Below are 26,585 nucleotides of genomic sequence, written 5' to 3' on the forward strand. Positions count from 1 at the left end.
CCTAACGAGCGGTGGACGGAATGCCGACGATCGCGGATTCGACGAGCCCGATCTCCGGGCCGAGGAAGCGGCGGCCGAGGACGCCGAACGGCGTCGGGTCTCCGGTCGCCAGGAACCGGTGGCCGGGCTCCGGGGAGCCCTCCGCCCGGGCCAGGCGACGGTCGTGCAACACGCGGTAGACGTCCTTGGCGGTCTCGTCGGCGCTTGATACGAGAGTTACCCCGTCACCGGCGACGTATGAGATGACACCGGTCAGCAGCGGGTAATGCGTGCAGCCGAGGATGAGGGTGTCGCACCCCGCATCGAGAACCGGCCGAAGGTAGCCGCGCGCGACGTCGAGGAGTTCGTCGCTCATGGTGATGCCCCGCTCCACGAACTCTACGAAACGCGGACACGCGACACTTGTCAGTGTCACATGAGGCGCAGCGGCGAACGCATCCTCATACGATCGGCTGGTCACGGTCGCAGGAGTCGCCACCAGCCCCACGCGGCCCGTACGGCTGGCGCTGACCGCGGCGCGCACGGCCGGCAGGATCACCTCGACGACCGGGACGTCGTAGCGCTCCCGGGCGTCGCGCAGCACCGCGGAGCTGGCGCTGTTGCAGGCGATCACGAGCATCTTCACGCCCTCGGCCACGAGGTGGTCGAGCACCTCGAGGGCGTAGGCGCGGAGCTCGGCGATCGGCTTCGGCCCGTACGGGAACCGCGCGGTGTCGGCGACGTAGATCAGCGATTCGTTCGGCAACTGGTCGAGGATGGCGCGGGCGACGGTCAGCCCGCCGACTCCGCTGTCGAAGATCCCGATTGGCGCGTCAGACATGATCCCAACAGGCTAAGAGACCTCCGATGCATCGGTGGCCCGATGCGCCGCACATCACACTGTGATTTCCAGTGCTTTACGAGCGGCCCCGGCCGACGCGGGCGATCTGCCGGCTCTGCGCGACGAGTCGTCCGGTGGAGTCCCAGACCTCGACCTCTTCGTCGAACCATCCGTCGCTGACGAGACGGCCCCGGCCGTGAACGGCCAGCCAGCCCGGTGCGGGGACGGCGCGCATGTGCCAGGTCAGCTCGACGGTCGGCGCCCAGCCGGACGCGCTCATGTTGAGCACCACGGGCGGCAGCGCGTCGACGGCGAGCGCGAGGAGGATGCCGTCGGGGTCGTACGGCTCGCGCAGCCGCAGGTGGGCGCGTATCTCGGGCACACCGCTGGGCCGCCCGTCGAGCCAGCCCATGGTGGCGGGGTCGTAGCGCAGGTCGATCCGCCGGGTGAAGCCGTTGTCGGCCCCGAACGTCACGCACTCCTCGATCGGGGGGATCTTCTCCTGGCCGACCGAGTAGTCGGGCTCCGCGTCGCCGTCGAGGGTGCCGGTGGTGATGAGCGCCTCGACCCGGTCCTGGCCTTCCTGGGCGAGGATGACGCGGGCCACCGTGGCCGTGCGCCCGCTCTTGCGGGGCTCGACCCGGACCTCGGCGGGCCCCGCCGCCACGGTGCGAAGGAAGCTCGCGCTGGTGGCGATCGGGTGCGGGTGCGCGGACTCGCCGATCGCCGCGCGGGCCAGCACCGCCATGAGATAGCCGCCGTTGAGCGCGTGCTCGAAGCCGTAGTCCCCGTCGAGGTCGACCGCGTAGCACCCGTCCGCCACCTTCAGCACGGCCGTGGCCGCAGCGAAGCCGCCCATTCCCCACCTCATCGCCGAGTAGAACCACGTTCGGTCGATACCCTACCGGCCCGGTGGCCAACAACTGCGACAAGAAGCCCATATGGGACGATCGCCACACTGCGTCAGAGGTTGAGGTCAACCTCTTCCTCCTCCAGCAGCCGCAGGTTGATGTCCTGCGCCCACTCCGCCGCGAACCGCTTCACCCGCCGCACCTCGTCCAGCGTCAGCCCGTAGTCCTCGAACTCCCAGTCGTTGCGCAGCTCGGCCGCCTCCAGCCGCGACGCCAGGCGCCGCAGCGAGAAGTCGGGCTCATGCGAGCGACAGAGCCATTCGAGGCGCTCGAAGCTGTACTGGCCGGCCAAGGCCGCCGCGTCGATGAGGTCGCGCGCGATACCGCGATCGTGTACCGCACGCATCTTCAGGCCGATCGCATCGTCGAAGCCCAGCACCGGGCATGAATCCACGACGACCGGACTGACCCGGAGAGCCGCCTTCATCAGGTCGACTTCGCAGGCCTCACCCGTGTGCGGGTCGCTGACGACGAGCCGGGCGAATCGATGGTCGCCCGGCGTGGCGACGACGTCGAATCCCTTCACGCGGTATCCGGCGACGACCCGTTCCGTCAGTTCCTCGACCGGAAGGGGGTTGGCGGTTGCGAAGTCGATGTCCTTGGTCGGCCGGTCAACCAGACCGTGGGCCTTCATCGCATAGCCCCCGGCGAGGAGTAAGCCGTATTCCGCACAGAGGTCAAGCCCGGCCTCGATGAGTCGCCGGTGGAAGGGCGGCAGGTTCATCCCCACGGCGACCGCTTCCACTGCTCGAAGGCGTCCTCGAACGCCTCAGGGGACGCGCCCGCCCTGGCAAGCTCGGGGAAACGGCCTTCCCATGCCTCGACGTAGCCGTCGCCCAGCCTCCGGTGCAGGAGGGGCCACGCCTCGACCAGGTAGCCGCCGTTCAGGAACGCGGGATAGTGCTTTTGAAGGCCCTGGACGATCACCAACTCGTACAGCGCGACCCGCTGGGGGAACCGTCCCACGTCGTACCGCGTGCGTCCCGACCAGCACAGGTCCAGGGGGAGGTCGACGACGCCTTCGCGTGGACCGTGCAGGTCGGACAGGGACCGGGGGATCGAGTGCGGTAGGTGCGCCGTCCAACTCGGCAACGTCTCGGGCATGGCACCAATATGCCAAGGTCGCGGAACGTGCACGAGCGCTTACCGAAACTGCTTTCGAGTTCGGTAAGCGCTCGTGATTCGTGCGGTCAGGCCCAGAGCTGGCCTTCGAGGCGCTCCTCGGCCTCCTCGAGGGTGCCGCCGTACGCGCCGGTCGAGAGGTACTTCCAGCCGCCGTCGGCGACGATGAACGCGATGTCGGCGCGTTCGCCCGCCTTGACGGCCTTGTTCGCCATGCCGAGCGCGGCGTGCAGCGCGCACCCGGTGGAGATGCCGGCGAAGATGCCCTCCTGCGTGAGCAGCTCACGCGTGCGCCGCAGGGCGTCCGCCGACGTCACGGAGTAGCGCGTCGTCAGCACCGACTCGTCGTACAGCTCGGGCACGAAGCCCTCGTCGATGTTGCGCAGGCCGTACACCAGCTCGCCGTACCGCGGCTCGGCGGCCACGATCGCCACACCGGGGACCTGCTCCCGCAGGTAGCGGCCCACGCCCATCAGCGTGCCGGTGGTGCCCAGCCCGGCGACGAAGTGGGTGATCGACGGCAGGTCGTCCAGCAGCTCCGGCGCGGTCGTCTCGTAGTGGGCGCGGGCGTTGGCCTCGTTGCCGTACTGGTAGAGCATCACCCAGTCGGGGTTCTCCTCCGCCAGCCGCTTGGCGACGCGCACGGCCTCGTTGGAGCCGCCGGCCGCCGGGGAGAAGATGATGCGCGCGCCCCACATCTCCAGCAGCTGCCGTCGCTCGGCGGAGGTGTTCTCCGGCATCACGCAGACGATGTCGTAGCCGCGCAGCTTGGCCACCATCGCCAGGGAGATGCCGGTGTTCCCGGAGGTGGGCTCCAGGATCGTCCGGCCCGGGGCCAGCAGCCCCTCCTTCTCCGCCTTGGCGATCATCCAGAAGGCGGGGCGGTCCTTGACCGAGCCGGTCGGGTTGCGGTCCTCGAGCTTGGCCCACAACCGCACCTCGGGCGAGGGTGACAGCCGGGGCAACCCGACCAGCGGCGTACGGCCGAGGGAGTCGAGCAGGGAGTCGAACCGCACGTCAGCCGCCGGCGACGGCGGGCAGCACCGTCACGGTGTCGCCATCGGAGACCTTGGTCTCCAGACCGCCCAGGAAGCGGACGTCCTCGTCGTTCAGGTAGACGTTGACGAACCGCCGCAGGCCCTTCTCGTCGACCAGCCGGTCGCGCAGGCCGGGGTGCCGGGCCTCCAGGTCGGCGAACAGCTCATCGAGGGTGGCACCGCCACCTTCGACCGCCTTCGCCCCATCGGTGTAGTTACGCAGGATCGTCGGAATGCGAACTTCGATCGCCATCGCGAGTGTGCTCCTTCGTCGTACGGTCCCGGCATGGCTCAACGCGGCCGGATGCGCGGGGATTCCGGGCTGGGGGAGTCAGCCCTGGCGACAGTCGTAGACGACTTCGGCGCGGCAGTGGCCGAAGAGGAAGTTCTGCACGGGCGTGACGAGCCGAGCCCGGGTCAGGCGCTCCGTCATCGTCGTCACGGGGCTCAGTCTACCGAGTCCGTTTCGTACGACTCGACGACGCGGACCTCCTCCTCGTCCACCTTGCCGTCGACGATCCGGTAGGAGCGGAACTCCGTCTCGTCGTCGTGGCGGGTGGACACCAGCACGTAGTGCGCGTTCGGCTCCGAGGCGTAGGAGAGGTCCGTGCGGGAGGGGTAGGCCTCCGTGGCGGTGTGGGAGTGGTAGATCACAACCGGCTCCTCGTCGCGGTCGTCCATCTCCCGCCACACCTTGAACTGCTCCATCGAGTCGAATCGGTAGAAGGTCGGGGAACGCTCGGCGTTCGCCATCGGGATGAACCGGGACGGCCGGTCGGAGCCGACGGCTCCGGCGACGACGCCGCACGCCTCGTCCGGGTGGTCGGCGCGCGCGTGAGCGACGATCTGGTCGACGATGGCCCGTTCGATGGTGAGCATGCGCACAGCGTATCGACGGCCGCCGGCGGCCAGATCGCGCGGGCATACGGGTCAGCGGGGACCGTGTTTCCGCCGCGCGGACGGTCAGCGGGGACCGTGTTCCGCCGCACGGCCGGGTCGGCCGGGTCACGTCCGGACCGGCAGCGGGGATCCGCCGTGCGGCCGGGGTCACTCCCCCGCGCGGACGGTCAGCGGGGGTCGCGCCCCATGTGCAGCCGGACGACCGAGCCGTCGGCGCCGGAGCGGATCTCCACCAGGTCGCACAGCTGCCGGACCGCCCACATGCCGGCGCCCGCGGGCCGGTACGGCGTGGGCGGGAAGTAGCCGAGGAACCGGTCGTCGAGGGGCGCGGCGGCGTCCACGACGTCGCAGATCAGCGTGCCGTCCGCGGACCATATCCACACCGATCCGGATCCCCCGCCGCTGCGTACGACGTATGCGGCGATCTCGTTGACCGACTGCACCAGGGCGAGGGAGCGCTCCCGGGACAGCCCGTGGCGGTCGGCCGCCGCCGCGACGAAGGCCCGCAGCCCGGTCAGGTCCTCGCCCGCGAACCCCCGGCTCATCACCGGCTCGGCGGGCGGGGAGAGCGGGGTCCGGTTGCGTTCGGCGTAGAAGACCGCCGGGTCGGTGAACAGCGTGCTGTGCCGGTTCCCGGTGGCGCCGACGAGCTCGGGGTGGGTCCGGCTCACGTCCTCGGCGGCCTCGGGCGGCAGCGAGCGCACGTCGTACGCGCACAGGAGACGGGTCGGCGTGTCGGCGAACGCCACGTTGAGCAGCGACTCCAGCCGGCCCCACTCCCGGATCTCCGGCCGGGTGCGGGCCCGCCAGACCGGCTCCGCGACGAGGTACAGCGGGCCCTGCGGCCACCAGTCCTCGCGCGCGTGCGCGAGGTAGGCGGTCAGGGTGCGGGCCGGCGCGCCGAACCAGCGGGACGGGTCGATGAACTCCATCCGGCGGGCCTGGCGGCCGAGCCTGCGGCGTAAGAGCGCGGCGCGCTCGCTGATCACGACCGGACGGCCGCCCTGGGAAACGCCCTCACGCAGGAAGGGGATCGTCACGGCGAGGAACTCGTCCTCATGGCCGTAGAGCAGGGCTCGGTGGACGAGCACATCGACGGAGTCGGTGACGGTCACACCTGTTCCCTCCCAGCGCGCGGTCCGGCGGCGTCGCCAAAATACCAAGGCGCTCGGCGACAAAAGAGAGATAACCGGCCAATCAACCATCATCCACGGACGATGCTTACCAAAGGGCTCGTACAAGGTCCTCTTGGAGATAGGTGAGCCAGTCGTAGGCGGCGAATGGCGCGGAGCGCGGATCGTTCCAGTCCAGCGAGCGGTTCCGCTCGAGCGACTCTTCGGAGATCTCCAGGCGGGTGCCCAGGGCGAGGCGCAGATCGTTGAGCGACCGCAGCCACATCTGGGCCTGCTCGGCGTCCAGGAGGATGTCCCCGCCCTCGCCGAGCGTCTTGAGCACCAGCTCGGCGGCCGCCCGCTTGTCGTCGCGCAGGGTCCCCTCGGTGTAGCGCCGGAACTCCGCCGACGCCGCCTGATCATCCTGATAGGCGTCGGGGAACAGCCGGGCCAGCACCGGATCGTCGGAGACGGTGGTGTTCTCCGAGAAGCTGAGGTTGGGCAGGCCATCGTCCCGCATGCCGGGTGAGGGCCCGCCGAGCAGATCGAGCAGCTGGGCGACCAGCGCGTGGACGACGGAAGCCTCCTCCCGCGTCATCCTCAGCCGCACGTCACCGCCGTGGACCCGCGTGAACCAGGTGTTCATAACTCAGACATCCTGCCGGACTGTGGCCCACAAGCCGTAGGAGTGCAGGATCTCGCAGTCCCGCTCCATCTCCTCGCGCGTGCCGCTCGAGACGACGGCACGGCCCTTGTGATGCACATCGAGCATCAGTTTCTCGGCCTTCTTCTTCGAATAGCCGAACACGCTCTGGAACACGTACGTCACGTACGACATCAGGTTGATGGGGTCATTCCAGACGATCGACACCCACGGACGGTCCGGACGTACGTCTTCGGCGGCGTCCGGCCGATCAAGCTCGACGGGAGCCGTTGTCACCTCAGTGCCTCCTTCCGGGGTGCTGCCCGCACATGGTCTACACACCACACCGTAATCTGCCCCTCGTGGATCATTCGACGGCGCTGTTGACCGATCGCTACGAACTCACCATGCTCCAGGGTGCCCTGACCGCCGGCACCGCGAACCGCCGAGCGATCTTCGAGGTCTTCGCCCGGCAGCTGCCGAACGGCCGCCGCTACGGCGTCGTCGCCGGGACGGGACGGCTGCTCGAGGCACTGGAGTCGTACCGGTTCGGCGGACCCGAGCTGGAGTACCTCACCTCCCAGAACATCGTCGACGAGCCGACCGCCGCGTGGCTGGAGTCGTACCGGTTCTCCGGGAACATCTGGGGCTACGCGGAGGGTGACTGCTACTTCCCCGGCTCGCCGATCCTCGTCGTCGAGGGCAGCTTCGCCGAAGCGGTGATCCTCGAGACGCTCTCGCTGTCGATCCTCAACCATGACTGTGCGATCGCCTCCGCTGCCTCCCGAATGGTACGCGCCGCCGCCGACCGCCCGATCATCGAAATGGGATCCCGGCGCACGCACGAGATGGCCGGCGTGGCCGCCGCTCGCGCAGCCTACCTCGCCGGCTTTCGATCCACATCGAATCTCGAAGCAGGGCGCATTTACGGCGTACCCACCGCGGGCACCAGCGCGCACGCCTTCACTCTGCTGCACGACAGCGAACGCCACGCCTTCCAGGCGCAACTCGACGCGCTCGGCCCCGGGACGACCCTGCTCGTCGACACCTACGACGTCCCACGAGCGGTCGCGGTCGCCGTCGACCTCGCCGGGCCGGAGCTCGGGGCCGTCCGCATCGACAGCGGCGACCTGAAGGAGATGGCCCGCGAGGTCCGCGAGCAGCTCGACGGCCTCGGCGCGCCCAAGACCCGGATCATCGTCACGGGCGACCTGGACGAGTACTCGATCGCCGCCCTCGCCGCCTCCCCCGTCAACGGATACGGCGTCGGCACATCGTTGGTCACCGGCTCCGGCGCGCCGACCGCGTCGCTCGTCTACAAGCTGGTGGCCCGGGCCCAGACGGACGACGGGCCACTGCGCCCGGTGGCCAAGGCCTCGGTCGGCAAGCCCAGCAAGGGCGGGCGCAAGTGGGCCGTCCGGCACCGCGACGAGAAGGGCAGAGCCATCGCCGAGGTCGTCGCGACGAGCGAGCCGACCCCGGGCCCGTACGACCGGCCGCTGCTGACGCCCCTCGTCGTCGACGGCGAGATCGTCGCCCGCGAGCCCCTGTCCGAAGCGCGGGACCGCCACGAACGCGCCCTGGCGGAGCTCCCCCCGTCGGCCTTCCAGCTCTCCCGAGGCGAGGTCGCCATCCCGACGACTTTCGTCAACGGCTCCTGACGAGGTACCGCCCCAAAGGAAGCCGCCGTGATCCCCGGCGCATGCTGCATGTCAATGCGCAGCATGCGCCGGGGATCAGCCGGCACCGCTCGGTGTCAGGGCTCCTTCGACACGGACGCGTCGAGCCAGATGAGTCGTACGTCGGCGCGCCGGACGACCAGCCGCCGCGCACGGTCTGCGCTCTCGGCGCGGATGAGCCTCTGACTGGAACCGCCGGTCGGGACATAGGCGATGGCCTCGTTTCCGAAGTCCAGGCCCCACCCCACCACGGCGCCGTCGTCCTGCTGGATGTCCAGCAGTCCCAGAGCGAACCGACGCGGTGCCGTCTCGACCGACAGCTCGACGAGCTCGGCGAGCAGACGCTGCTCGCCCCACTCCTGAGACCCGTTTCTCGTTGCCTCGTGCATGATGACCCCGTTTCCGCGACGCCTGTGATTCCCGGTCCGCAGCGTTTCTCTTGTTGCTGAAACAGTGACAGCACAGAGTTATGATCGCAACACTTTCCGCAACAATCGCCTGAGTATGCGGTACCAGCACCTCTAAGGTCGACGAGAAGGATCAGTGGAGGAGGCGGACGATGCCGAAACGGCCGGCGACCGTACGGGCCCGAGGTCTCGGTGCCGAGCTACGCGAGCTGCGGGAACAGAACCGCTTCACGACCCGCGAGGTCGCGAAGCGGCTGGGCTGGTCGGCGAGCACGGTCAGCCGCACGGAGACCGGCCAGCGCAATATCAGCAGCGAGGACGTCGCCGCACTGCTCGCGTTGTACGGCGTGACCGGCGAGGAACGCGACCGACTCCTGGCACTGGCCCGGAAGGCCAACCAGCCGGGCTGGTGGGAGACCCACGACCCGGGACTCCCCAGCCAGCTCACCGCCTTGATCGGCTTCGAGTCTCAGGCGACACGAATCGTCGATGTGCAACTGGTCCTCATCCCAGGTCTGCTACAGACGCCCGAGTACACCCGTTCGGTCATGGAGCGCACGGGAGTGCCTGACCACGAAATCGAGGCTCGTGTCGCGACTCGCCTGGGCCGTCAGGTGATCTTCAGCCGTCCCAACCCCCCTGAGTACGTTGCCATCATCGATGAGGCGGCGCTCCGTCGTCCGATCGGCGACAGGACGGTCATGCTCGAGCAACTCCGCCGTCTGATTAAGGCGACCGAGCACCCTCACGTCGGCGTCCGCGTGATCCCGTACGACAGCGGAGCGCACGCGGGGCTGAACGGATCATTCGTGATGTTGGAATTCGCCAAGGCTCCGAGGATCGTGCATCTCGAGCACAAGCGCTCCTCCCTGTTCCTTGATGAACCCGAGGATGTGTCGCCGTTCACTGCGAGCGTCGATACGCTGCGAGAGATGGCGCTTAATCCGGCTAAATCGGCGGAATTCATCGCCTCGATTGCCTCCGACTACGAGAGCTGAGGGCGGAATGGACCTCTCCCGAACCGCGTGGCGCAAGTCGAGCCGCAGCGGATCCGAGACCAACTGTGTAGAGACCGCCGTTGTCCCAACGCCCCGATCTGGAGAGAACGCTCAGGTAGTCGGCGCTGATCAGGTCTCTGGCGGCCACTGCTGCTAGAACACAGCACACGCCAGTAACGACCGTCCGCGCCCGGTCACTGAGGCGATCGAAGAACTCCCCGACCACGAGTCGTTCCGATGGAGTGAGGACGCGTGCGGACTTGCTCAGGGATGTCGTGACCCGGGCGCCGGACGGCCGCGCGGACCCGGGGGGATGACCCCACGCCGGGTCCGTGGCCGTCACCGTCCTCGCCGGACTGCAGATGTCCAGGGGCGGCTACTTGGGCAGGTCGTTGGTCCAGGCGGTGGTGATCTGCACACCGCCGCCGTCGGGGAACGTCTCCTCTCCGCCGCCGAGGGCGAGGAAGTTCGTCTCACGGACCTGTGCCGTCACCGGATCGACGACCATCGTGGGCGGGTCGTTGTGAGTCTCGCCCTTCGCGGCCCGGGCCTCAGCCTGCAGAGCCCGTTCCTTCGCCTTCTGAGCATCCGCCTTCTGCTCCTTGGCGGTCGAGGGGGACGGGCGCGGCGGCGATTTCACCTCGGGCGGCGTGAACTGCACCACCTGGCCTCCGTTCCCCCGGCCGGCGACTTTGACGTTCGGGTACGACGCGAGGGCACGGAAGGCGGCGGCGCGGACCTTCGGTGGGGCTGGGAGCGTGCTGATCAACATCACCAGCGATTCGAATGCCGCCAGCCTCTGCTCATCGGGGGTCAGGCGGCCCGCGCTGGTCCTCATGTCACTGTGCTTCGCGGAGTCGGCCAGCCAGGCCTTCAGCCGATCCGGATCGGTCGGCAGCTTCTGGATCTGCTGGAAGCTCACGAAGTCGGTGCCCACGTTGAACGGCCGGTCCTTCGGCACTCCCGGCAGGATCCCCTCGTGGAAGACCTTGCCCTCGCTCTTGACGCTTCTCACCCACACCTGGCCGTCGCGGCGGGTCCACCGCTCCCCGACGGTCGGCTTGGCGTTCGCGCTGTCCCTCTCCTCGCTTCGGACATACCAGTAGGTGCCGGTGGTCGCCGGCACCTTCTCCGCGGTGGTGGCGGCGGCGAGGAGGATCTGCCTGGCGGACAGCGCCGCCGTGGGCGGTGGGCTGTTGGGCGTGGCGGTGCGAGTCGTCGTACCGGTCGAGGTGATGAGGACCGCCGTCGCGGCCGTGGCGGCGGTGATGCCGAGGCCACCGGCCACCCAGCCGATCCTGCGCCTGCGGACCGGGCCGCCGCGCATCATGTTCCGCAGGCGGTGCCGGCTGCGGAAGGCCGCCTCCTGGGACGGCTCCGGGCTCTCGAGCACCGTCGCGAGCATCTTCAGTTCATCCATTGATTGCCTCCTTGAGCTTCTTGCGGGCGCGGTTGAGCCGGGAGCCGACCGTGCCGGCGGAGATCCCGAGCGCCTGGGCGACCTCGTCGTAGCTGAGCTGGCTCAGGGCGACGAGCAGGACGACGTCGCGTTCGCCCGGCGACAGCCGGGCCAGTGCCCTGACCAGCTGCGGCTGCATGCGGGCGGCGGTCACCGACGCGACGACGCGGTTCTCGTGGCTGTCGGCGGCCGGCTCGGCCCCCGTACGGGAGAGGGCCTTGTAGTGCCGGGCCTCCTTACGCCGGTGCCGGGCCACGAGGTTGGTGGCGATGCCGAACAGCCAGGGCCGCAGGCCGCCGCGCCGCGGGTCGAACCGGTCCCGGTCGCGGAAGGCCACGCAGAACGTCTCCGCCGCGATGTCCTCCGCCGTCTGCGCGTCCAGCCGCCCGGCCGCGTACCGGTAGATGTCGCGGAAGAACCGGTCGTGGACGGCGGTGAACAGGTCCGGATCTCGGCGGAACCCGTCGGCGAGCTCGGCGTCGGTCTCTTGCTCGCCCACGTCGGCGGTCATGTCCCTGCCTCCGTCATACGGGGCCTCCTGGGTGAGGGGATCGACTGTCACTCATGCTTCGCCGGACGCCGAGATCGTCTTCCACGCCTTTCACTCCGGAGTCCTGTTCGAAATCTCGAAGGTCACCCGCTGATGTTTCCGGCCCTGGCGGGGTAACTTCCTGTCGTTGGAGATCTGGCGGGGAGGCTGCCGTGAGCACGGCGTTGATCATCATTGATGTGCAGAACGACTTCTGCGAGGGCGGGTCACTGCCCGTGAACGGTGGGGCTGCCGTGGCCACGGCGATCTCCACGTACGTGCAGGACAACCGCCGGGCGTACGACCATGTCGTGGCGACCCGGGACTTCCATCTGGAACCGGGCGACCACTTCTCCGACGAGCCGGATTTCGCGAGCACCTGGCCGGCTCACTGCGTGATCGGCACTCCGGGGGCCGACTTCCACCCGAACCTCGAACTGGCACCGATCGAGACGGTGTTCAGCAAGGGCGAGCGCGAGGCCGCCTACAGCGGGTTCGAGGGCGCCTCCGACGACGGCACGCCGCTGGCCGAGTGGCTGCGCAAGTACGAGGTCGACTCGGTGGACATCGTCGGCATCGCCACCGACCACTGTGTGCGCGCCACCGCCGTCGACGCCGTACGGTCCGGGTTCACCACCCGGGTGCTGCTGGGCATGACGGCCGGGGTGGCGGAGCAGACCACGGAGCGGGCGCTGGAGGAGATGGGCGCCGCGGGCGTCCAGCTGTCCGGGCAGCCGATCGTCCGGGGCTGACCGCTCCTCTGGGCCCGTACGCGCACGTGTCCCGATCTGTCGGTACGTTTCGGGGTATGCAGAACCCGATAGTCCTCGTCATGGGCGTCTCCGGCAGCGGGAAGACGACGATCGGCGCCATGCTGGCCGGCCGGCTCGGCTGGAAGTACGCCGAGGCCGACGACTTCCACCCGCCCGCGAACGTCGAGAAGATGCACAACGGCATCCCCTTGACGGACGAGGACCGCTGGCCCTGGCTGCGGGCCATCGGCGCGTGGATGCAGGAGCAGACCGACCCCGCCGTGGTGACCTGCTCGGCGCTGAAGCGCAAGTATCGGGAGCTGCTGCGCGAGGACCGCCCGGACCTCCACCTCGTCTACCTGGACGGCAGCAAGGAGCTGATCTCCGCGCGCCTCGCCGCGCGGCACGGGCACTTCTTCCCCAAGCAGCTGCTGGACACCCAGTTCGCCGACCTCGAACCACCCCAGGCGGACGAGGACGCGCTGACCGTCTCGATCGACCAGCCGATCGAGAAGATCGTCGAAGAGATCCACGAACGGCTCGGCCTCGCCCGGTGAGCACCGGCCCGGCGGCGCCGCGTCGGCGTCGTCCGCGGCCGGCCGGCCGGAGCTGATCGGCCGGGCCTGATCGGCGGAGCCTGATCGGCGAAGGCTGATCGGCAGAGGCCGCCGCCCTCGGTGACCGCGCCGATAGGCCGCAGACGGCGGCGCGGCGCAGGGCGCCTGGGCGTCGCCGGCCCGGCAGCCGCCGGGGCCGCCGCCGCCAACCGGCGACCGCGGCGACCGCCGCCGGTTGGCCGCGGTCGCCGCGGCATCGGCGGTGATGTGGCGGCGCGCGTTCACGCGGCGGTGGCCGGCTGCCCCATTCGGGCCGGGGCAGCCGCCCGCAGTGACCGGGCTCCGAGGCCGCAGGCGGCGGCGCAGGGCGCCTCGGTGTGGCACCCGGTGGGGCGGGTCAGTCGCGGACGCGGGGCGTCGGGCGGGCGGCCCACTCGCGGATCTTGGCGATGCGGTTGCGGACGTCCTCGCTGCTGGCCTGCGCGCTGGGCGGCCCGCCGCAGACGCGGCGGAGCTCGGCGTGGATCACCCCGTGGGGCTGGCCGGTGCGGTGGTGCCAGGCGCCGACGAGGTTGTTGAGCTCCTTGCGGAGCGCGTGGAGGTCCTCGGCGGCGGTGTGATCCTCGGCCGTCGCCCCCTCGCCCGCGCCCTTGGTCTTCCGCTGGGCGGCGAGCTGCTCGGCCTGCCGCTGCTTCAGCAGCTTGGCGACCTGGTCCGGCTCCAGCAGGCCGGGGATGCCGAGGAAGTCCTCCTCCTCGGGCGATCCGGGCGCGGCGGTCATGCCGAACTCGCCGCCGTCGAACACCACCCGGTCGAACGTCGCCGACGCCTCGACCGTCTCGAACGGCAGCTCCTCGCCGACGTCGGGGTTGTCGCGCTGCCGGTTGGCCTCGGCGATCAGGTCGTCGTCAAGGCCGTCCTCGCGGACCGGCCGGTCGAGGACGTGGTCGCGTTCGGTCTCCATCTCGGCCGCGTGGCCCATCAGCGTGGGCACGGACGGCAGGAACACCGACGCGGTCTCGCCGCGCTTGCGGTTTCGGACGAAACGGCCGATCGCCTGCGCGAAGAACAGGGGCGTCGAGGTCGAGGTGGCGTAGACGCCGACGCAGAGGCGCGGGATGTCGACGCCCTCGGACACCATCCGCACCGCGACCATCCAGCGGTCCTCCGACGCGCTGAACTGCTTGATCTTCTTGCTCGCGGTCGGGTCGTCGGACAGGACGACGGTCGCCTTGGTGTTGGTGATCTCGCGGATCATCTTGGCGTACGCCCGCGCGGCCTCGTGGTCCGACGCGATGATCAGGCCGCCCGCGTCGGGGACGCCCCGGCGCACCTCGGTGAGCCGCCGGTCGGCGGCGGCGATCACCTGCTTGATCCAGTCGCCCTTCGGATCGAGCGCGGCGCGCCACGCCTGGGAGGTCTGGTCCTGGGTGAGCGGGTCGCTCAGGCTGGCGGTGATCTCGTCCCCGGCGCGCGTGCGCCAGCGCATGTCGCCGGCGTACGCCAAGAAGATCACCGGTCGGACGACTCCATCGGCGAGCGCCGGGCCGTACCCGTAGGTGTAGTCGGCGCGGCTGCGGCGGACGCCGTCGGGACCCTCCTCGTACAGCACGAAGGGGATCGGGTTGATGTCGGTGCGGAACGGCGTGCCGCTGAGCGACAGCCGCCGGGCGGCCGGCTCGAACGCCTCGCGGATCGCGTCGCCCCACGAGCGGCCGTCGCCCGCGTGGTGGACCTCGTCGAGGATGACGAGGGTCTTCAGCGTCTCGGTGCGGTTGCGGTGCAGCGCGGGGTGCGCGGCGACCTGGGCGTACGTCACCGCGACGCCCTCGAAGTCCTTGGCCGTACGGCCCTGGGAGTTCTTGAACTCCGGGTCGATCTTGATGCCGACGCGGGCCGCCGAGTCGGCCCACTGCCGTTTCAGGTGCTCGGTCGGGCAGACGACGGTGATGCGGGCGATGGCCTTACGGTGCAGAAGCTCGACCGCGAGGCGCAGCGCGAACGTCGTCTTACCGGCGCCGGGCGTGGCGACGGCGAGGAAGTCGCGCGGGCCGGTGCGGAAGTATTCCTCCAGGGCCCCCTGTTGCCAGGCACGCAGCGCTGTCGCGGTGCCCCAGGGTGCCCGGTTGGGCAGCGCGGGTGGGGTGTCTGATGCGGCGAACGTGCTCACGGTGAAAAGAGGCTACCGCGCCCCACTGACAGAACGGGCCCGGCGTCGAGTGATGTCCGAGACGCTTGGAACCCCCGTTACCCCTGTCGCACCGCGCCGTCACCGGTATGTCACTCAGCCGGCAGACGAGGCGGGAACGCCGATCCGGTACACGGCCAGCATCGCGCGGATCCGCCGGCCCTGGCCGGGTGTGAACTCCCACATGCAGCTGTCGAAGGCGTAGTCCATGATGTTGTGCACCGGGTCGGTGCCGGGCCCCGGGCAGGTCTTCTTGGACGCCGGGCAGCCGATGGTGGGCAGCGCCTCATACGGCGTGTCGTCGACGCCGTCGCCCGGCGGCTGGCAGCCGTTCTCGAACGTGTGGAACAGCCCGAGCCAGTGACCGATCTCATGAGCTGCGGTGAGCCCGCGGTTGAAGTGCGGGAAGGTTCCGCCGGGAAGGCTCCGGTAGTCGACCACGACGCCGCCGAGGCCCGGGCGGCCCCGAGCCCACTGCGGGAACGTCGAGAACCCGAGCATGTCGAAGCCGACCGCGGCGGTGTAGAGGTTCAGCGTGCCGGGCCCGCCCCGCGCGAGCGCCGCCTCGATCGGTATTCGGTAGTCGTGCGGCCGCTGGAACCACTGGACGTTGGTCGTCTCGTCCGCGCCGTCGAGCCGGAAGGACACTCCCGTGTCGGCGGCCTGAACCCTCCTGGCGGTCGACCGCGCCGCACCCGCCAGCCGCCCGCCGTAGGCCGCGTTGAGGACGGCCACCTGCTGCTCCACGGCGGCGCGGGACAGCCGGCCGTTCTGGCCGTCGGTGAGCACGTGAACCCACAGTGGGACCACGATCCGCGGCGGAATCCGGTGAGCGGCCGCCAGCGCGCGCTCGTCGGTGCCGCCGTACCGCGCGCGGAGCCTGGCGGCGAAGTCGCGCAGCATCGCCCCGATCTGGTCCGGGGTCAGCGTGTCGCCGTCCGTGGGCCGCTCCGACCGGGTCACCGTCGTACGGCGGGCGCACGAAGGCGCCGTCCCGTACGTCGGATGGACGCGCGCGCTCCCGGGCACCGTTGCGCACGATGCCAGGACGACGCCGAAGAGCCCGCTCAGCCCTCTCCGTCTCAACATGATCCCCCCGAGACGGAGAGGCTAGCCTTCACGCCGTCAGGCGACGCCCGACGCGCGCATCCTTCACGCCGATTTGACGATCACTCTTCGCCGTCGCCGCCGGCCATCGACTCGTAGATCTCCTTGCACTCCGGACACACCGGATATTTCTTCGGATCGCGGTTGGGCACCCAGACCTTGCCGCAGAGCGCGATCACGGGAGTGCCGCTGACGGCACTCTCCATGATCTTGTCCTTCTGCACGTAGTGCGCGAACCGCTCGTGATCACCATCGCCGTGGGAGAGATCAGGCCTGGTGTCACTCTCAGGAAGGATCTTCGTACTCACGTGCTCAGTTTAGTGACGGATCCTCGGGAAACGTCGCCACGAAGGCGAGTTCGCCGCCTTGGCGGCGCAGAACGGCGGGCCACAGCCCGTCCGGGTCCTCGGCGAAGACGTCTCCGGACTCCGCCGGAAGGACGTACCAGGCGCCCTCCTCGATCTCTGACCGAAGCTGGCCGGTCCCCCAGCCGGCATATCCGGCGAAGACCCGGAACCGGATGACCTCCGGCGCGAGAATCTCCGGTGGCACGTCCAAATCGACGAGGCCGACTCTGGCCACCGCCGGGCTGCCGTTCAGCGCCCGCCAGCCGAGCGGCTCGTCGGTGCCCGGCACATGCGCCAGGGCGAGCGCGCTGTCGAGCGCCACCGGCCCGCCCTGGAACACCACCGAAGGCCCGGTGACCAGCTCCGACCAGGGCGGGAGGATCTGATCGACCGGCACCTCGGTCGGCCGGTTGAGCACGACACCGAGCGTGCCGCCCTCCTGCTCGTGCTCCACGACCAGCACCACGCTGCGCCGGAAGTTCGGGTCGACCAGCTGCGGCGTCGCTACGAGCAGCCGGCCGGTGGAAATGCCGTCGTCCATGCCTTCATCATGCTTTGCTCGAGGGCAGAGGGAACACAGGACGGTCCGGTCGGTCGGTTACGCGCGCGAGGAGCGTGGGTAATCGGCAGAATATCGGCGTAGATCATCACCCCCCCGGAGGATGCGATGCCGCTGTCCAGGGTCGCGATAGCGGCCGTGTTCTTCATCGTCGGGGCACTGATCGTCTTCCCGATGATCACGGACTCGTCGTCGTCATCGCGGGCGGCCGGCACCCCCTCGCCCAGCGTCAGCGTCTCCGCCAGCACGACGCCGCGTCCGACCAAGAGCTCCCGGCCGAAGCACAAGGCCTCCCCCTCGCACACGTCCACCCGGCACTCGACCACGGAGCCGATGCCGACCGTCAGCGCGTCGGCGCCGCTCAAGGTGCAGATCGGCAAGGTCCGGTGCCCCGGCCGTACGGTCCTGGTGTCGGTCGTCAACAGCAGCGCGCAGGCCCAGGACTACGCCATCCTGACCGACGGATCGATCTCGGTGGCGGATCGCATCCCGGCGGGGGCGACCCGCCGGTCGACCGTCAACGTCAAAGAGGACCACACGACGACCGTCGCCGTGACCTGGCGCAACCTGCCGGTCGACAGCGTCGACCGGCACGCGAACTGCGTCCACAAGACCTCGGACCAGACCCTGCCCCACACCGGCCCCGACAGCGGGATGATCGTCGCCCGGGTCGCGACCGGCATCGCCGCCATGCTCACCGGCATCATCATCTTCTGGTACGGCCGCCAGTGGCCGCGCCGCCGCGACAAGATGTTCGACGACACCCACTAAGAAACGCCCGCCGCAGAGAGACGTGCTCAGCGGCGGGGTCGCCTCACTTGGCCGCCGTGGCGGCCTTCTGGACGGCGGCGGCGACGGCGTGGGCGACGTCCGGGTGGAAGACGCTCGGCACGATGTAGTTCGGGCCGAGCTCCCCGTCGGTGACCACGTCGGCCAGCGCCTGCGCGGCCGCGTGCAGCATCTCCAGCGTGACCGTACGGCTCTGCGCGTCCAGCAGCCCGCGGAAGACGCCGGGGAAGGCGAGCACGTTGTTGATCTGGTTGGGGTAGTCGCTGCGGCCGGTGGCGACCACGGCGGCGTGCTCGCGCGCGGCGGCCGGGTCGACCTCCGGGTCGGGGTTGGCCAGCGCGAAGACCACGGCGCCGTCGTTCATCGTGGCGATGTCGTCGCCGGTGAGGATGCCGGGGGCGGAGACGCCCACGAAGACGTCGGCGCCGCGGACCGCCCCGCGCAGGTCGCCGTCGTAGCCCTCGGGGTTGGTGTTCTCGGCGATCCAGCGCAGGGAGTCGTCGAGGTCGTCGCGGCCGGAGTGCACCGCGCCGTACATGTCGCAGACGACGACGTGCTTGGCGCCGGCGTGCAGGAGCAGCTTGAGGACGGCGTTGCCGGCCGCGCCGGCGCCGGCCATGGCGATGCGCACGTCGGCGAGGTCCTTGCCGACGACGCGCAGGGCGTTGGTCAGCGCGGACAGCACGACGATCGCGGTGCCGTGCTGGTCGTCGTGGAAGACGGGGATGTCCAGCAGGTCGCGGAGCCGCCGCTCGACCTCGAAGCAGCGCGGCGCGGAGATGTCCTCGAGGTTGATGCCGCCGAACGCCGGAGCGAGGATCTGGACGGTACGGACGATCTCGTCGGTGTCCTGCGTGTCGAGGCAGATCGGCCAGGCGTCGATGCCGGCGAACCGCTTGAACAGCGCCGCCTTGCCCTCCATGACCGGCAGTGCCGCCTCCGGCCCGATGTTGCCGAGGCCGAGCACCGCGGACCCGTCGGTGATCACCGCGACGCTGTTGCGCTTGACGGTCAGCCGCCGGACGTCCTCCGGGTTGCGGGCGATGGCCAGCGACACCCGCGCGACGCCGGGGGTGTAGGCCATCGACAGCTCGTCACGGTTGCGCAGCGGCACCTTCGACTGCATCTCGATCTTCCCGCCGAGGTGCATGAGGAAGGTGCGGTCGCTCACCTTGTGGATCGTGACGCCGTCGAGCTGCTCGAGGGCGTCGACGATCTCCTGGGCGTGCTCGGTGTCGCGGGTGGCGCAGGTGACGTCGATGCGGAGCCGGTCGTGACCGGCCGGGGTCAGGTCGAGCGCCGTGACGATGCCGCCGGCGCCCTCCACCGCTCCGGTGAGCTGGCTCACGGCCCTGCCCCCCGCGGGGACCTCGAGGCGGACGGTGATCGAATATGACACGCTCGGCACGGTGGCCACGTCAACTGCTCCTTTGTGAGGCGAGACTCCGCACGCCAATGGTGTCATCCCTGCGTGCGGAGGTGATGGCGAGGTCAGCTGATCGCGTGCGCAGCCCTCACCACGATGTCGGCGCAGGCCGCCGCGGCCAGGCGCGTACTGTCGATGACCAGATGATAAAGCCGGGGATCCGCCGGGTCTGCCCGGTAGAAGTGTTTGACGTACGCGGTGCGCGCCCGGTCGTTGTCGTCCAGGAGGCGCTCGGCCTCCTCGGCGGAGACCTCCAGCGACTCTTCGATGCGGGCGATCCGCCGCTCGCGGGGGCCGTCGAGCCGGACGTGCAGCGCCGCGGGGTGCCCGGCGAGCACGATCTGCGCGGCGCGGCCGAGGATCACCGCTCCCTCGCCCCGGTCGGCAACCTCCTCGATCACCTGCTCGGTGTGGGTGACGAACTCCTCTTCGGGGACGACGCCGCGCTGCGGCAGGTAGACGTCCATGCCGCCGAGCGTGACGTTCGGCAGGCGCGCGGCGCTGGCCAGGATGCGGCCGAGGCCGTGCTCGGCGCGGTCGTCGTGGACGAGTGCCTCTTCCAGCGAGCAGCCGATGTCGGCGGCCACGGTGTAGGGGATGGCCCGGTCGACGAACGGCACGCCGAGGCGCTCGGCGACGGCGGGACCGATGACGCTGCCGCCGGCCCCGAACGTCGCGGAGATCGTGACGACTGCGGCCATCACACACTCATTTCGTGACCCCTAAAAGAGCGCCGAGGCGAGCTTTCGCCGGGCGTGGCCCACGCGCGGGTCGTCCGGCGGAAGCACCTCGAACAGCGCGACCAGGTGCTTGCGGGCGGTGTCCCGCTCGTCCCCGGAGGTGCGGCGCACGGCGCCGATGAGCCGGTCGAAGGCCTCCTCGACCCGTCCTTCGATCAGCTCCAGGTCCGCGGCCTTGACCTGGGCGGCCGCGTCCCCGGGACGCTCGGCCGCGTCCTTGCGCACGGCGGCCGGGTCGTAGGACTGCGCACGGCGCTGGAGCTCGACGAGGGCCAGGCCGCTCTTGGCGAACGGGTCGTTCGGGCTGGTCTCCAGGATCCGGCCGAAGGCCGCGCCGGCCGCGTCGAGGTCGCCCCGCTGAAGAGCGGCCTCCGCCTCGATCTCCAGCGGATCGGCGGCCGGCTGCTCGGCGGCGGCCTCGGGCCCGGCGCCCTCGGGCAGCAGGCCCTGCTCGCGTAGCGCCGCGAACAGCTGGTCCAGCACCTGGCGCACCTGCGACTCGGGCGCGGCGCCGTTGAGGACGGGCAGCATCTGGCCCGCGACCACGGCCGCCACGAACGGGATGCCCTGGACGCCCATCCGGGAGAGCTGCTGGGCCAGGGCCGGGTTCGCGTCGATGTCGACCTTGGCGAGCACCCAGCTGCCGGCCGCCTCGCCCGCGAGCTTCTCCAGGATCGGGCCGAGCTGCTTGCACGGCTCGCACCAGTCGGCCCAGAAGTCGATGAGCACCGGGACGCTGCGGGACCGATCGACGACCTCGGTGTTGAACGTCGCGTCGGTCACATCGATGACGTGAGGAGAGCCTCCCGAGTCCCCCGAGGAACCCGAGGAACCCGAGGAACCCGAGTCGGCACGCTGCTGCTGTTTCTGAGCCGCGGCACGTCGCGCACCGAGGTCGATCGCACCGTGCAACGAGAAGTCCGATGACGTCATGAGTCCATCCTGCCGCATGCGCCGCCGAACGAATACGCGCGCCCGCCAGGTGATCGATCAAGCCCGCTCCACGGCCGCGTGGATGAGCCGCGACCGCGGAGAACCGCCCACGCCACCGGGGGTGAGCCGGTCCGGTCGTCGGAAGCGAGCGAACTCGGAGTAGCCGGTCGTCAGAAGCGGGCGGGCTCGGAGTAGTCGCCCCACTCTTCCCGCAGCGCACCGCAGATCTCGCCGAGGGTCGCCTCGGCCCGTACGGCGTCCAGCATGGCGGGGATCAGGTTGTCGTCGGTCCGGGCCACCTCGATCATTCGCCGCAGCGCCGCCTCGACGGCCACCTGGTCCCGGCTCCCGCGCCGCTCCGCGAGGAGGCGATTCTGCTCCCGCTCGACCTCATGTCCGACCCGCAAAATCTCCAGCGACTCCTCGATGCCCTGGGTGTGGCAGTTCACGCCGACGATCTTCTTCTCGCCCTTCTCCAGCTGCTGCTGGTACGTGAACGCGGCGTCGGCGATCTCGGCCATGAACCAGCCGTCCTCGATGCCGCGCAGGATGCCGCCGGTCATGGAGCCGTCCGGGCTCATGTCCTTGATCCGCGCGAAGATGCGCTCGGCCTCCTCTTCGAGGCGGTCCGTGAGCGCCTCGACGTACCAGGAGCCGCCGAGCGGGTCGACGACGTTGACCACGCCGGTCTCCTCCATGATCACCTGCTGGGTGCGCAGGGCGATCTCGGCGGCCTTCTCGCTCGGCAGGGCGAGGACCTCGTCGAGGGCGTTGGTGTGCAGGGAGTTCGTGCCGCCGAGCACGGCGGCGAGGGCCTCGATGGCGGTGCGCACGACGTTGTTGTCGGGCTGCTGGGCGGTCAGCGACACCCCGGCGGTCTGGGTGTGGAACCGCAGCCACTGGGCCTTCTCCGACGTCGCGCCGTACACGTCGCGCAGCCAGCGCGCCCAGATCCGGCGCGCGGCCCGGAACTTCGCGATCTCCTCGAAGAAGTCGACGTGGGAGTCGAAGAAGAACGACAGGCCGGGCGCGAAGGCGTTGACGTCCAGCCCGCGCGACAGGCCCAGCTCCACGTACCCGAAGCCGTCCGCGAGCGTGAACGCCAGCTCCTGGGCGGCCGTGGAGCCGGCCTCCCGGATGTGGTAGCCGGAGACGCTGAGCGGCTTGTAGGCGGGGATCTCGGCGGCGCAGAACTCCATCAGGTCGCCGATGAGGCGCAGGTGCGGCTCCGGCGCGAACAGCCACTCCTTCTGCGCGATGTACTCCTTGAAGATGTCGGTCTGCAGCGTGCCGTCAAGGCCGTGAATGTCCGCACCCTGACGCTCCGCCGCCACGAGGTACATGCAGAAGATCGGAACCGCGGGCCCGGAGATCGTCATCGACGTCGTGATGTCGCCGAGAGGGATGCCGTCGAACAGGACGTCCATGTCGGCGGCGGAGTCGATGGCGACGCCGCAGTGGCCGACCTCGCCGAGCGACCTCGGATCGTCGGAGTCGCGGCCCATGAGCGTCGGCATGTCGAAGGCGACCGACAGGCCGCCGCCGCCCGCGCCGAGGATCATCTTGTACCGCTCGTTGGTCTGCCGGGCGTTGCCGAACCCCGCGAACTGCCGGATCGTCCAGGTGCGCCCGCGGTAGCCCGTGGCGTACAGGCCGCGCGTGTAGGGGAACTCCCCCGGCCAGCCGATGCGCTCGAACCGCGGGTCGGCGGCGGGCGGCCCGTACACCGGCTCGACCTCGACGCCGGAAAGCGTGGTGAAGTCCGCGTCGCGTCGGCGGGAGGCGTCATATCGATCCTGCCAGCGACGGCGGCCCTCTTCGATGTCCCGGATGTCCATGAGTGCTCCTCAGGCCGATGACTCCCTAGATACTAGGATGTCCTAGTATCTTGTCGGCCACCACACCCCGCTCGACACGTGTGACGGCTTCTAGTCCTCGAAGTCGCCTACGGCGACGCGGAGGCCGCGCAGTACGTCGACGATCTGATCCAGTTCGCCGTCGCCGTACGCGCCCATGCCGAAGTCCGCGGCGAGCAGGTCCGCCGTGGCGCGCTCGACCGTCTCCCGGCCGCTGTCGGTGATCTCCGCGAGCACGCCGCGGCCGTCGCGGGGGTTGGGGCGGCGCCGGACGTACCCCTGGCGCTCCAGCCGGTCGATCGTGTTGGTGACGCTCGTCGGGTGCACCATCAGCCGCTCGCCCATCTTCGACAGGGGCAGCGCGCCCTTGCGGCTGAACGTCAGCAGCACCAGGGCCTCGTACCGGGCGAAGGTGAGGCCGTACGGCTTCAGCAGGGCGTCGAGCTCGGCGATCAGGATGGCCTGCGCCCGCATGATCGAGGTCACCGCGAGCATGGCGGGCGACCGCCCCCAGCGACGCTCCCAGAGATCTCCGGCACGGGCGATCGGGTCGAAAGGCAGGTTGAGCGGCTTTGCCACTCACCTACGCTATCGCCTGACCGGCCCCGGATCCGCCGAATCACGCTTGATATCGCCGCGTCCGCCCCGCTAATCACCGTGAATCAGCCGCAATCCCGGCGGCCGACAAAGGAACGCTGACACTCATCATCAAGGCAAGTTATAGTTCCATTGTCGACGCGTGCGGACGACGGCAAAGAGGGGCGTCCACGCAACCGTTCAGCGCGGTGATCGCCCCCGGCCCTCGCGCACGCGTCGCCAATTCGGGGGGTAATTATGATCGGGGATTTTTCCGCGATCGTGGCACGGGACCTGGGGATCCGCCGCGGCAGGCGGTGGTTGCTGCGTCCCACCACGTTCGAGGTGACACACGGTGTCGTGGGCCTGACCGGCCCGGCCGGGCCTGCCAGGTCGGCACTGCTGGAGACGCTGGCGACCCTGCGACGCCTGTCAAGGGGCGACCTGGAGGTGCTGGGCCACGACGTGACCCGGCGGGCCGGGCGGCGCGCGGCGCGCGCCCGGATCGGGCTGCTGCCCGCGCGATTCGCGTGGGCGTCGGGGTTGTCCACCCACGACTTCGTCGCCTACGCGTCCTACTACAAATGCACACCCCGCCGGGCGGTCGACGCGATTCTGGAGCGATTCGGACTCAGCGATGCGGCGTCGATCGAAATGGACATGCTCCCGCAAGATATGCGGTTGCGCGCCGGCCTGGCGGCCACGTGTGTGCACGAGCCGGAGCTCGTCTTTCTCGACGAGCCGCTCACCGGCATCGGCGATTCCGAGCGCGAAGAGCTGATCCCGTTGCTGCGGGGCCTGGCCCCGGCCGTGGTGGTCACGGCCGCCGATCCCGCGCAGCTCACGGGGTGGTGCGACCTGAGTTTCGGCATGGTCCGGGGGCGCCTCATCGAGTCGCCGTGCGTCCCCCTCCCCGGGGTGCGGGTGCCGGCCGGTGTCTGACCTTGGACGGGTGCTGCGGATCGACGCGCGCCGTACGGCCTTGTTCCTGGCCGTGCCGGCGCTGGCGTTCCTCGGTGCCGTGGCGGCCTGGCGGGCGATGCTGCCGGGCGTCGCCTACTGGGACGACGCCGTCGCGGCGCTGTTCTCGTCGGTGTGCCTGCTGGGTCCGGCGTCGGCGGGGTTCGCCGCGTGGGTGGCCCTGCGCGAGCACCGCCTGGACTACCTGCGAGGGCTGACCGCCCGCTCACCCGCCCTGGGTCCCCTGCTCGACCTTCTCCTGCTCGGGATCGTCACGCTCTGCGCCTACACCGTCGTGGCCGCGATCGTGGCCGCCAAGACGATGATCCATGTGGAGGCCGGCCATCCGAGGCCGATCGGGCCGCTCGCCGGCGCGCTCACGCTGCTGGTGTACACCGTCGTCGGCTATCTCGCCGGCCGCCTGGTCCCGCGCCTGCCGACGGTTCCGGTCGTCGCGGTGGTCACTTACCTGTGGGCGGCCGCCCGCCCCGAGCCCTGGGCGGACCTGCTGCCGCCCCCGGGAGTGGGGCATGTCGGGCTGTTCGCCGCACTGCGCACCGAACTGCTCGCGGCCCAGGCCCTGTGGTCGTTCGGGCTGGGGACCGTCCTGGTCGCCGGCTACTTGTGGGCGCTGACCCGGCACGCCTGGCTGGCACTGCCGACGATCGCGGCGGCGGGTGTCGTCACGGGCACCACCCTGTGGCTGCACGGGCAGCAGCGCACTCCGGCCGTCGTGCCGCGCGCCTTCGCGTACTCCTGCCGCCAGTGGCCGCTCACGGTCTGCGTGCACCCCGCCCTGAACACGGCCCTGCCGTCGCTGGAGGCGGCGCTGACTCCCCTCGCCGCGCGGCTGAGCGGCACGCCGGGCCGCTTCGTCCGGATCGAGCACCGGCCCGACGACGACTTCCCTCGCCCCGGTCACGGCGTCGTCTACATCCACCTCAGCGACCTGTCCCCCGGGTACGCGCACCGCGCGGCGCAGGAGATCGAGATCAGCCTGCTCGACGCGCGGACCTGCGGCGACCCCCGCCACGTCCTCGGCGCGCGCTACAGCGCGCTCGTCTCGGCCTGGCTGCTCGACGAGAGCCCGCCGCGGCTCGACGACGCCGTGGCCGCCCGCACCTTCGCCCGGTGGGACGAGCAGCGCCGGCGCCGATGGCTGCGCACCCACTACGCCCGCTACCACGCCTGCACTTTGCGTGGCAGAGACTTCCACGAGCGATGATCTGGGCGAGGGGCGTCACGTTGAGTCACAATCACTGCGACTAACGTGCTCTTTCCTCCGGTATTCACTATCGTCGGGCCGTGGACTGGAGCCTGCTGAAGTGTGCCCGCAAGGGGCACATCACCTATGCCCCCGACGAGCCGGCGCTGCGCGACCGGATGCATGTCGCCACGCCCGCCGGTGAGGCGTGGCGCTGCCTGCGCTGCGGCACCTACGTCCACGGCGAGCCGCACGGCGGGGGCCCCGCCGATCACGCCCCCCTCGTCATGCGGGGCCGGGAGCTGCGCGACCAGCTGTTGATGCGCTTCTTCGCGCTCGAGCGGGTGATCCGCGGCCTGTTGATCGTCGCGGCGGCGTACGGCGTGTGGCGTTTCTCGGCCAACCGCGGCTCGATCCAGCGGGCGTTCGAGAAGGACGTCCCGCTGTTGAAACCCCTCGCCAATCAGGTCGGCTGGGATCTCGACCACTCGCGCATCGTCGAGAGCATCCACCATGTCTTCACGTTGAAGTCGACCACGCTGACCTGGTTCGCGATCGGGCTGCTGGCGTACGCCGTGATCGAGCTGATCGAGGCGGTCGGCCTGTGGCTGGGCCAGCGGTGGGGCGAGTACTTCGCGGTGGTCGCCACGTCGTTCGGCCTGCCGCTGGAGATCTACGAGCTCACCGAGCGCATCACCGCCGTCCGCATCGGCGCGCTGACGATCAACCTCGGGCTGGTCCTGTACCTCCTGATCTCCAAGCGGCTCTTCGGCATCCGCGGCGGCAAGGAGGCGTACGAGGCGAAGCGGCGCGGCGAGTCGCTGATCGAGGTCGAGCAGGCGGCCGTCTCCCCGCACGCCGAGACCGCCGGATAGCCGCATCCGCCGACGTCTCGCACGCGGCCGGCGCACCGCGCGACCCCCGAGATGATCTTCGACCGCCGGCCCCGGTGGCCGGCCGCCGGTGATCATCGT

32 protein-coding genes are annotated in these 26,585 nt (G+C 70.2%); 9 read left to right on the forward strand and 23 right to left on the reverse strand.

What is annotated here, in order from left to right:
- Position 1: 1 nt before the first annotated feature.
- From murI to clpS, 10 genes are all read right to left on the reverse strand, one after another.
- The gene (gene murI, locus ACQP2O_RS44165; protein WP_433175260.1) at positions 2–820 is read right to left on the reverse strand and encodes a glutamate racemase; all 819 of its coding nucleotides are present in this window, start codon (positions 818–820) and stop codon (positions 2–4) included.
- Positions 821–896: 76 nt separating this feature from the next.
- Positions 897–1,679, reverse strand: coding sequence for a thioesterase family protein (locus ACQP2O_RS44170; protein WP_433175263.1), 783 nt, complete (start codon positions 1,677–1,679; stop codon positions 897–899).
- A 104-nt stretch (positions 1,680–1,783) separates the two neighbouring features.
- Entirely contained in the window at positions 1,784–2,476 is a 693-nt protein-coding gene (locus tag ACQP2O_RS44175; RefSeq protein ID WP_433175265.1) for a nucleotidyl transferase AbiEii/AbiGii toxin family protein, read from the reverse strand.
- Positions 2,452–2,835 carry a hypothetical protein gene (locus tag ACQP2O_RS44180; RefSeq protein ID WP_433175267.1) on the reverse strand — a complete coding sequence of 128 codons (384 nt, stop codon included), beginning with the start codon at positions 2,833–2,835 and terminating at the stop codon, positions 2,452–2,454. Before ACQP2O_RS44180 ends, ACQP2O_RS44175 begins: the two co-directional genes overlap by 25 nt.
- Before the next feature lie 86 nt (positions 2,836–2,921).
- Positions 2,922–3,869, reverse strand: coding sequence for a PLP-dependent cysteine synthase family protein (locus ACQP2O_RS44185; protein ID WP_433175269.1), 948 nt, complete (start codon positions 3,867–3,869; stop codon positions 2,922–2,924).
- Between the two features lies 1 nt (position 3,870).
- Positions 3,871–4,143: a MoaD/ThiS family protein gene (locus ACQP2O_RS44190; protein ID WP_433175271.1), complete on the reverse strand. Its 273-nt coding sequence runs from the start codon at positions 4,141–4,143 to the stop codon at positions 3,871–3,873.
- 194 nt (positions 4,144–4,337) lie between these two features.
- A complete protein-coding gene (locus tag ACQP2O_RS44195; RefSeq protein ID WP_360894822.1) occupies positions 4,338–4,769 on the reverse strand; it encodes a M67 family metallopeptidase in 432 nt (143 codons plus the stop codon).
- A gap of 188 nt (positions 4,770–4,957) precedes the next feature.
- A complete protein-coding gene (locus tag ACQP2O_RS44200) occupies positions 4,958–5,905 on the reverse strand; it encodes an anti-sigma factor RsbA family regulatory protein (RefSeq protein WP_433175273.1) in 948 nt (315 codons plus the stop codon).
- 106 nt (positions 5,906–6,011) lie between these two features.
- A complete protein-coding gene (locus ACQP2O_RS44205) occupies positions 6,012–6,548 on the reverse strand; it encodes a DUF2017 domain-containing protein (protein WP_433175276.1) in 537 nt (178 codons plus the stop codon).
- Positions 6,549–6,551: 3 nt separating this feature from the next.
- The gene (clpS, locus tag ACQP2O_RS44210; protein ID WP_360894830.1) at positions 6,552–6,842 is read right to left on the reverse strand and encodes an ATP-dependent Clp protease adapter ClpS; all 291 of its coding nucleotides are present in this window, start codon (positions 6,840–6,842) and stop codon (positions 6,552–6,554) included.
- Positions 6,843–6,874: 32 nt separating this feature from the next.
- On the opposite strand from clpS, the gene ACQP2O_RS44215 reads away from it, so the two are divergent.
- The gene (locus tag ACQP2O_RS44215; RefSeq protein ID WP_433175278.1) at positions 6,875–8,206 is read left to right on the forward strand and encodes a nicotinate phosphoribosyltransferase; all 1,332 of its coding nucleotides are present in this window, start codon (positions 6,875–6,877) and stop codon (positions 8,204–8,206) included.
- Positions 8,207–8,301: 95 nt separating this feature from the next.
- Here the strand turns inward: ACQP2O_RS44215 and ACQP2O_RS44220 are convergent, their stop codons facing one another.
- Positions 8,302–8,613: a hypothetical protein gene (locus ACQP2O_RS44220; RefSeq protein ID WP_433175280.1), complete on the reverse strand. Its 312-nt coding sequence runs from the start codon at positions 8,611–8,613 to the stop codon at positions 8,302–8,304.
- Positions 8,614–8,783: 170 nt separating this feature from the next.
- On the opposite strand from ACQP2O_RS44220, the gene ACQP2O_RS44225 reads away from it, so the two are divergent.
- Together ACQP2O_RS44225 and ACQP2O_RS44230 are read left to right on the forward strand one after the other, a co-directional pair.
- Positions 8,784–9,629, forward strand: coding sequence for a helix-turn-helix domain-containing protein (locus ACQP2O_RS44225; protein ID WP_433175281.1), 846 nt, complete (start codon positions 8,784–8,786; stop codon positions 9,627–9,629).
- A 7-nt stretch (positions 9,630–9,636) separates the two neighbouring features.
- Positions 9,637–9,786 carry a DUF397 domain-containing protein gene (locus ACQP2O_RS44230; RefSeq protein WP_433175283.1) on the forward strand — a complete coding sequence of 50 codons (150 nt, stop codon included), beginning with the start codon at positions 9,637–9,639 and terminating at the stop codon, positions 9,784–9,786.
- A gap of 219 nt (positions 9,787–10,005) precedes the next feature.
- Here ACQP2O_RS44230 and ACQP2O_RS44235 read toward each other — a convergent pair whose 3' ends face one another.
- The gene (locus ACQP2O_RS44235; RefSeq protein ID WP_433175285.1) at positions 10,006–11,049 is read right to left on the reverse strand and encodes a CU044_5270 family protein; all 1,044 of its coding nucleotides are present in this window, start codon (positions 11,047–11,049) and stop codon (positions 10,006–10,008) included.
- Positions 11,042–11,599: an RNA polymerase sigma factor gene (locus ACQP2O_RS44240; RefSeq protein WP_433175287.1), complete on the reverse strand. Its 558-nt coding sequence runs from the start codon at positions 11,597–11,599 to the stop codon at positions 11,042–11,044. Before ACQP2O_RS44240 ends, ACQP2O_RS44235 begins: the two co-directional genes overlap by 8 nt.
- A 191-nt stretch (positions 11,600–11,790) precedes the next feature.
- On the opposite strand from ACQP2O_RS44240, the gene ACQP2O_RS44245 reads away from it, so the two are divergent.
- Both ACQP2O_RS44245 and ACQP2O_RS44250 read left to right on the forward strand, forming a co-directional pair.
- Positions 11,791–12,369 (forward strand): nicotinamidase, encoded by a 579-nt coding sequence (locus ACQP2O_RS44245; protein ID WP_433175289.1) that lies wholly within the window; start codon positions 11,791–11,793, stop codon positions 12,367–12,369.
- A 56-nt stretch (positions 12,370–12,425) separates the two neighbouring features.
- The gene (locus ACQP2O_RS44250; RefSeq protein ID WP_360894855.1) at positions 12,426–12,926 is read left to right on the forward strand and encodes a gluconokinase; all 501 of its coding nucleotides are present in this window, start codon (positions 12,426–12,428) and stop codon (positions 12,924–12,926) included.
- 397 nt (positions 12,927–13,323) lie between these two features.
- Here the strand turns inward: ACQP2O_RS44250 and ACQP2O_RS44255 are convergent, their stop codons facing one another.
- The 5 genes from ACQP2O_RS44255 to ACQP2O_RS44275 form a co-directional block, all read right to left on the reverse strand.
- The gene (locus ACQP2O_RS44255) at positions 13,324–15,096 is read right to left on the reverse strand and encodes a DEAD/DEAH box helicase (protein WP_433175291.1); all 1,773 of its coding nucleotides are present in this window, start codon (positions 15,094–15,096) and stop codon (positions 13,324–13,326) included.
- Between the two features lie 114 nt (positions 15,097–15,210).
- Entirely contained in the window at positions 15,211–16,143 is a 933-nt protein-coding gene (locus ACQP2O_RS44260; protein WP_433175293.1) for a zinc metalloprotease, read from the reverse strand.
- A 140-nt stretch (positions 16,144–16,283) separates the two neighbouring features.
- Positions 16,284–16,529 carry a DUF3039 domain-containing protein gene (locus tag ACQP2O_RS44265; protein ID WP_433175295.1) on the reverse strand — a complete coding sequence of 82 codons (246 nt, stop codon included), beginning with the start codon at positions 16,527–16,529 and terminating at the stop codon, positions 16,284–16,286.
- A gap of 4 nt (positions 16,530–16,533) precedes the next feature.
- Positions 16,534–17,109: a YqgE/AlgH family protein gene (locus tag ACQP2O_RS44270; protein ID WP_433175297.1), complete on the reverse strand. Its 576-nt coding sequence runs from the start codon at positions 17,107–17,109 to the stop codon at positions 16,534–16,536.
- Positions 17,073–17,492, reverse strand: coding sequence for a hypothetical protein (locus ACQP2O_RS44275; protein ID WP_433175298.1), 420 nt, complete (start codon positions 17,490–17,492; stop codon positions 17,073–17,075). The genes ACQP2O_RS44270 and ACQP2O_RS44275 overlap by 37 nt, the downstream gene beginning before the upstream one ends.
- Between ACQP2O_RS44275 and ACQP2O_RS44280 the strand changes: the two genes are divergently transcribed.
- Positions 17,461–17,898, forward strand: a complete 438-nt coding sequence (locus tag ACQP2O_RS44280; protein ID WP_433175300.1) for a hypothetical protein — start codon at positions 17,461–17,463, stop codon at positions 17,896–17,898. The two genes, ACQP2O_RS44275 and ACQP2O_RS44280, sit on opposite strands and share 32 nt — an antisense overlap.
- Before the next feature lie 43 nt (positions 17,899–17,941).
- Here ACQP2O_RS44280 and ACQP2O_RS44285 read toward each other — a convergent pair whose 3' ends face one another.
- The 5 genes from ACQP2O_RS44285 to ACQP2O_RS44305 form a co-directional block, all read right to left on the reverse strand.
- On the reverse strand, positions 17,942–19,333 hold the full coding sequence (locus ACQP2O_RS44285; protein WP_433175302.1) for an NAD-dependent malic enzyme: 1,392 nt from the start codon (positions 19,331–19,333) through the stop codon (positions 17,942–17,944).
- A gap of 74 nt (positions 19,334–19,407) precedes the next feature.
- Complete coding sequence (locus ACQP2O_RS44290; RefSeq protein ID WP_433175304.1) at positions 19,408–20,043, reverse strand: AAA family ATPase; 636 nt, start codon at positions 20,041–20,043, stop codon at positions 19,408–19,410.
- A 21-nt stretch (positions 20,044–20,064) separates the two neighbouring features.
- Positions 20,065–21,015, reverse strand: coding sequence for a tetratricopeptide repeat protein (locus ACQP2O_RS44295; RefSeq protein WP_433175306.1), 951 nt, complete (start codon positions 21,013–21,015; stop codon positions 20,065–20,067).
- A gap of 170 nt (positions 21,016–21,185) precedes the next feature.
- Positions 21,186–22,853 (reverse strand): acyl-CoA mutase large subunit family protein, encoded by a 1,668-nt coding sequence (locus tag ACQP2O_RS44300; protein ID WP_433175308.1) that lies wholly within the window; start codon positions 22,851–22,853, stop codon positions 21,186–21,188.
- 90 nt (positions 22,854–22,943) lie between these two features.
- The gene (locus tag ACQP2O_RS44305) at positions 22,944–23,450 is read right to left on the reverse strand and encodes a MarR family transcriptional regulator (RefSeq protein WP_360894888.1); all 507 of its coding nucleotides are present in this window, start codon (positions 23,448–23,450) and stop codon (positions 22,944–22,946) included.
- A gap of 255 nt (positions 23,451–23,705) precedes the next feature.
- Here ACQP2O_RS44305 and ACQP2O_RS44310 point away from each other — a divergent pair, with 255 nt between their 5' ends.
- The 3 genes from ACQP2O_RS44310 (at position 23,706) to ACQP2O_RS44320 (ending at position 26,486) form a co-directional block, all read left to right on the forward strand.
- Positions 23,706–24,389 carry an ATP-binding cassette domain-containing protein gene (locus ACQP2O_RS44310; protein ID WP_433175311.1) on the forward strand — a complete coding sequence of 228 codons (684 nt, stop codon included), beginning with the start codon at positions 23,706–23,708 and terminating at the stop codon, positions 24,387–24,389.
- Positions 24,382–25,632 (forward strand): hypothetical protein, encoded by a 1,251-nt coding sequence (locus ACQP2O_RS44315; protein WP_433175313.1) that lies wholly within the window; start codon positions 24,382–24,384, stop codon positions 25,630–25,632. Before ACQP2O_RS44310 ends, ACQP2O_RS44315 begins: the two co-directional genes overlap by 8 nt.
- 80 nt (positions 25,633–25,712) lie before the next feature.
- A complete protein-coding gene (locus ACQP2O_RS44320) occupies positions 25,713–26,486 on the forward strand; it encodes a DUF2127 domain-containing protein (RefSeq protein ID WP_433175315.1) in 774 nt (257 codons plus the stop codon).
- Positions 26,487–26,585 lie beyond the last annotated feature (99 nt).

It is taken from the genome of Actinoallomurus sp. CA-150999, from assembly GCF_050942425.1.
GTDB lineage: Bacteria > Actinomycetota > Actinomycetes > Streptosporangiales > Streptosporangiaceae > Actinoallomurus.

Bases quoted from the DNA above. Each gene is read 5' to 3' on its own strand.
- ACQP2O_RS44240 (WP_433175287.1), bottom strand. From the start codon at position 11,599: ATGACCGCCGACGTGGGCGAGCAAGAGACCGACGCCGAGCTCGCCGAC.
- ACQP2O_RS44225 (WP_433175281.1), top strand. From the start codon at position 8,784: ATGCCGAAACGGCCGGCGACCGTACGGGCCCGAGGTCTCGGTGCCGAG.
- ACQP2O_RS44190 (WP_433175271.1), bottom strand. From the start codon at position 4,143: ATGGCGATCGAAGTTCGCATTCCGACGATCCTGCGTAACTACACCGAT.
- ACQP2O_RS44170 (WP_433175263.1), bottom strand. From the start codon at position 1,679: ATGGGCGGCTTCGCTGCGGCCACGGCCGTGCTGAAGGTGGCGGACGGG.
- ACQP2O_RS44215 (WP_433175278.1), top strand. From the start codon at position 6,875: ATGGTCTACACACCACACCGTAATCTGCCCCTCGTGGATCATTCGACG.
- ACQP2O_RS44280 (WP_433175300.1), top strand. From the start codon at position 17,461: ATGCCGACCGTCAGCGCGTCGGCGCCGCTCAAGGTGCAGATCGGCAAG.
- ACQP2O_RS44310 (WP_433175311.1), top strand. From the start codon at position 23,706: ATGATCGGGGATTTTTCCGCGATCGTGGCACGGGACCTGGGGATCCGC.
- ACQP2O_RS44295 (WP_433175306.1), bottom strand. From the start codon at position 21,015: ATGACGTCATCGGACTTCTCGTTGCACGGTGCGATCGACCTCGGTGCG.
- ACQP2O_RS44180 (WP_433175267.1), bottom strand. From the start codon at position 2,835: ATGCCCGAGACGTTGCCGAGTTGGACGGCGCACCTACCGCACTCGATC.
- murI (WP_433175260.1), bottom strand. From the start codon at position 820: ATGTCTGACGCGCCAATCGGGATCTTCGACAGCGGAGTCGGCGGGCTG.
- ACQP2O_RS44270 (WP_433175297.1), bottom strand. From the start codon at position 17,109: ATGGACGACGGCATTTCCACCGGCCGGCTGCTCGTAGCGACGCCGCAG.
- ACQP2O_RS44220 (WP_433175280.1), bottom strand. From the start codon at position 8,613: ATGCACGAGGCAACGAGAAACGGGTCTCAGGAGTGGGGCGAGCAGCGT.
- ACQP2O_RS44250 (WP_360894855.1), top strand. From the start codon at position 12,426: ATGCAGAACCCGATAGTCCTCGTCATGGGCGTCTCCGGCAGCGGGAAG.
- ACQP2O_RS44235 (WP_433175285.1), bottom strand. From the start codon at position 11,049: ATGGATGAACTGAAGATGCTCGCGACGGTGCTCGAGAGCCCGGAGCCG.
- ACQP2O_RS44230 (WP_433175283.1), top strand. From the start codon at position 9,637: ATGGACCTCTCCCGAACCGCGTGGCGCAAGTCGAGCCGCAGCGGATCC.
- ACQP2O_RS44300 (WP_433175308.1), bottom strand. From the start codon at position 22,853: ATGGACATCCGGGACATCGAAGAGGGCCGCCGTCGCTGGCAGGATCGA.
- ACQP2O_RS44290 (WP_433175304.1), bottom strand. From the start codon at position 20,043: ATGGCCGCAGTCGTCACGATCTCCGCGACGTTCGGGGCCGGCGGCAGC.
- ACQP2O_RS44195 (WP_360894822.1), bottom strand. From the start codon at position 4,769: ATGCTCACCATCGAACGGGCCATCGTCGACCAGATCGTCGCTCACGCG.
- ACQP2O_RS44205 (WP_433175276.1), bottom strand. From the start codon at position 6,548: ATGAACACCTGGTTCACGCGGGTCCACGGCGGTGACGTGCGGCTGAGG.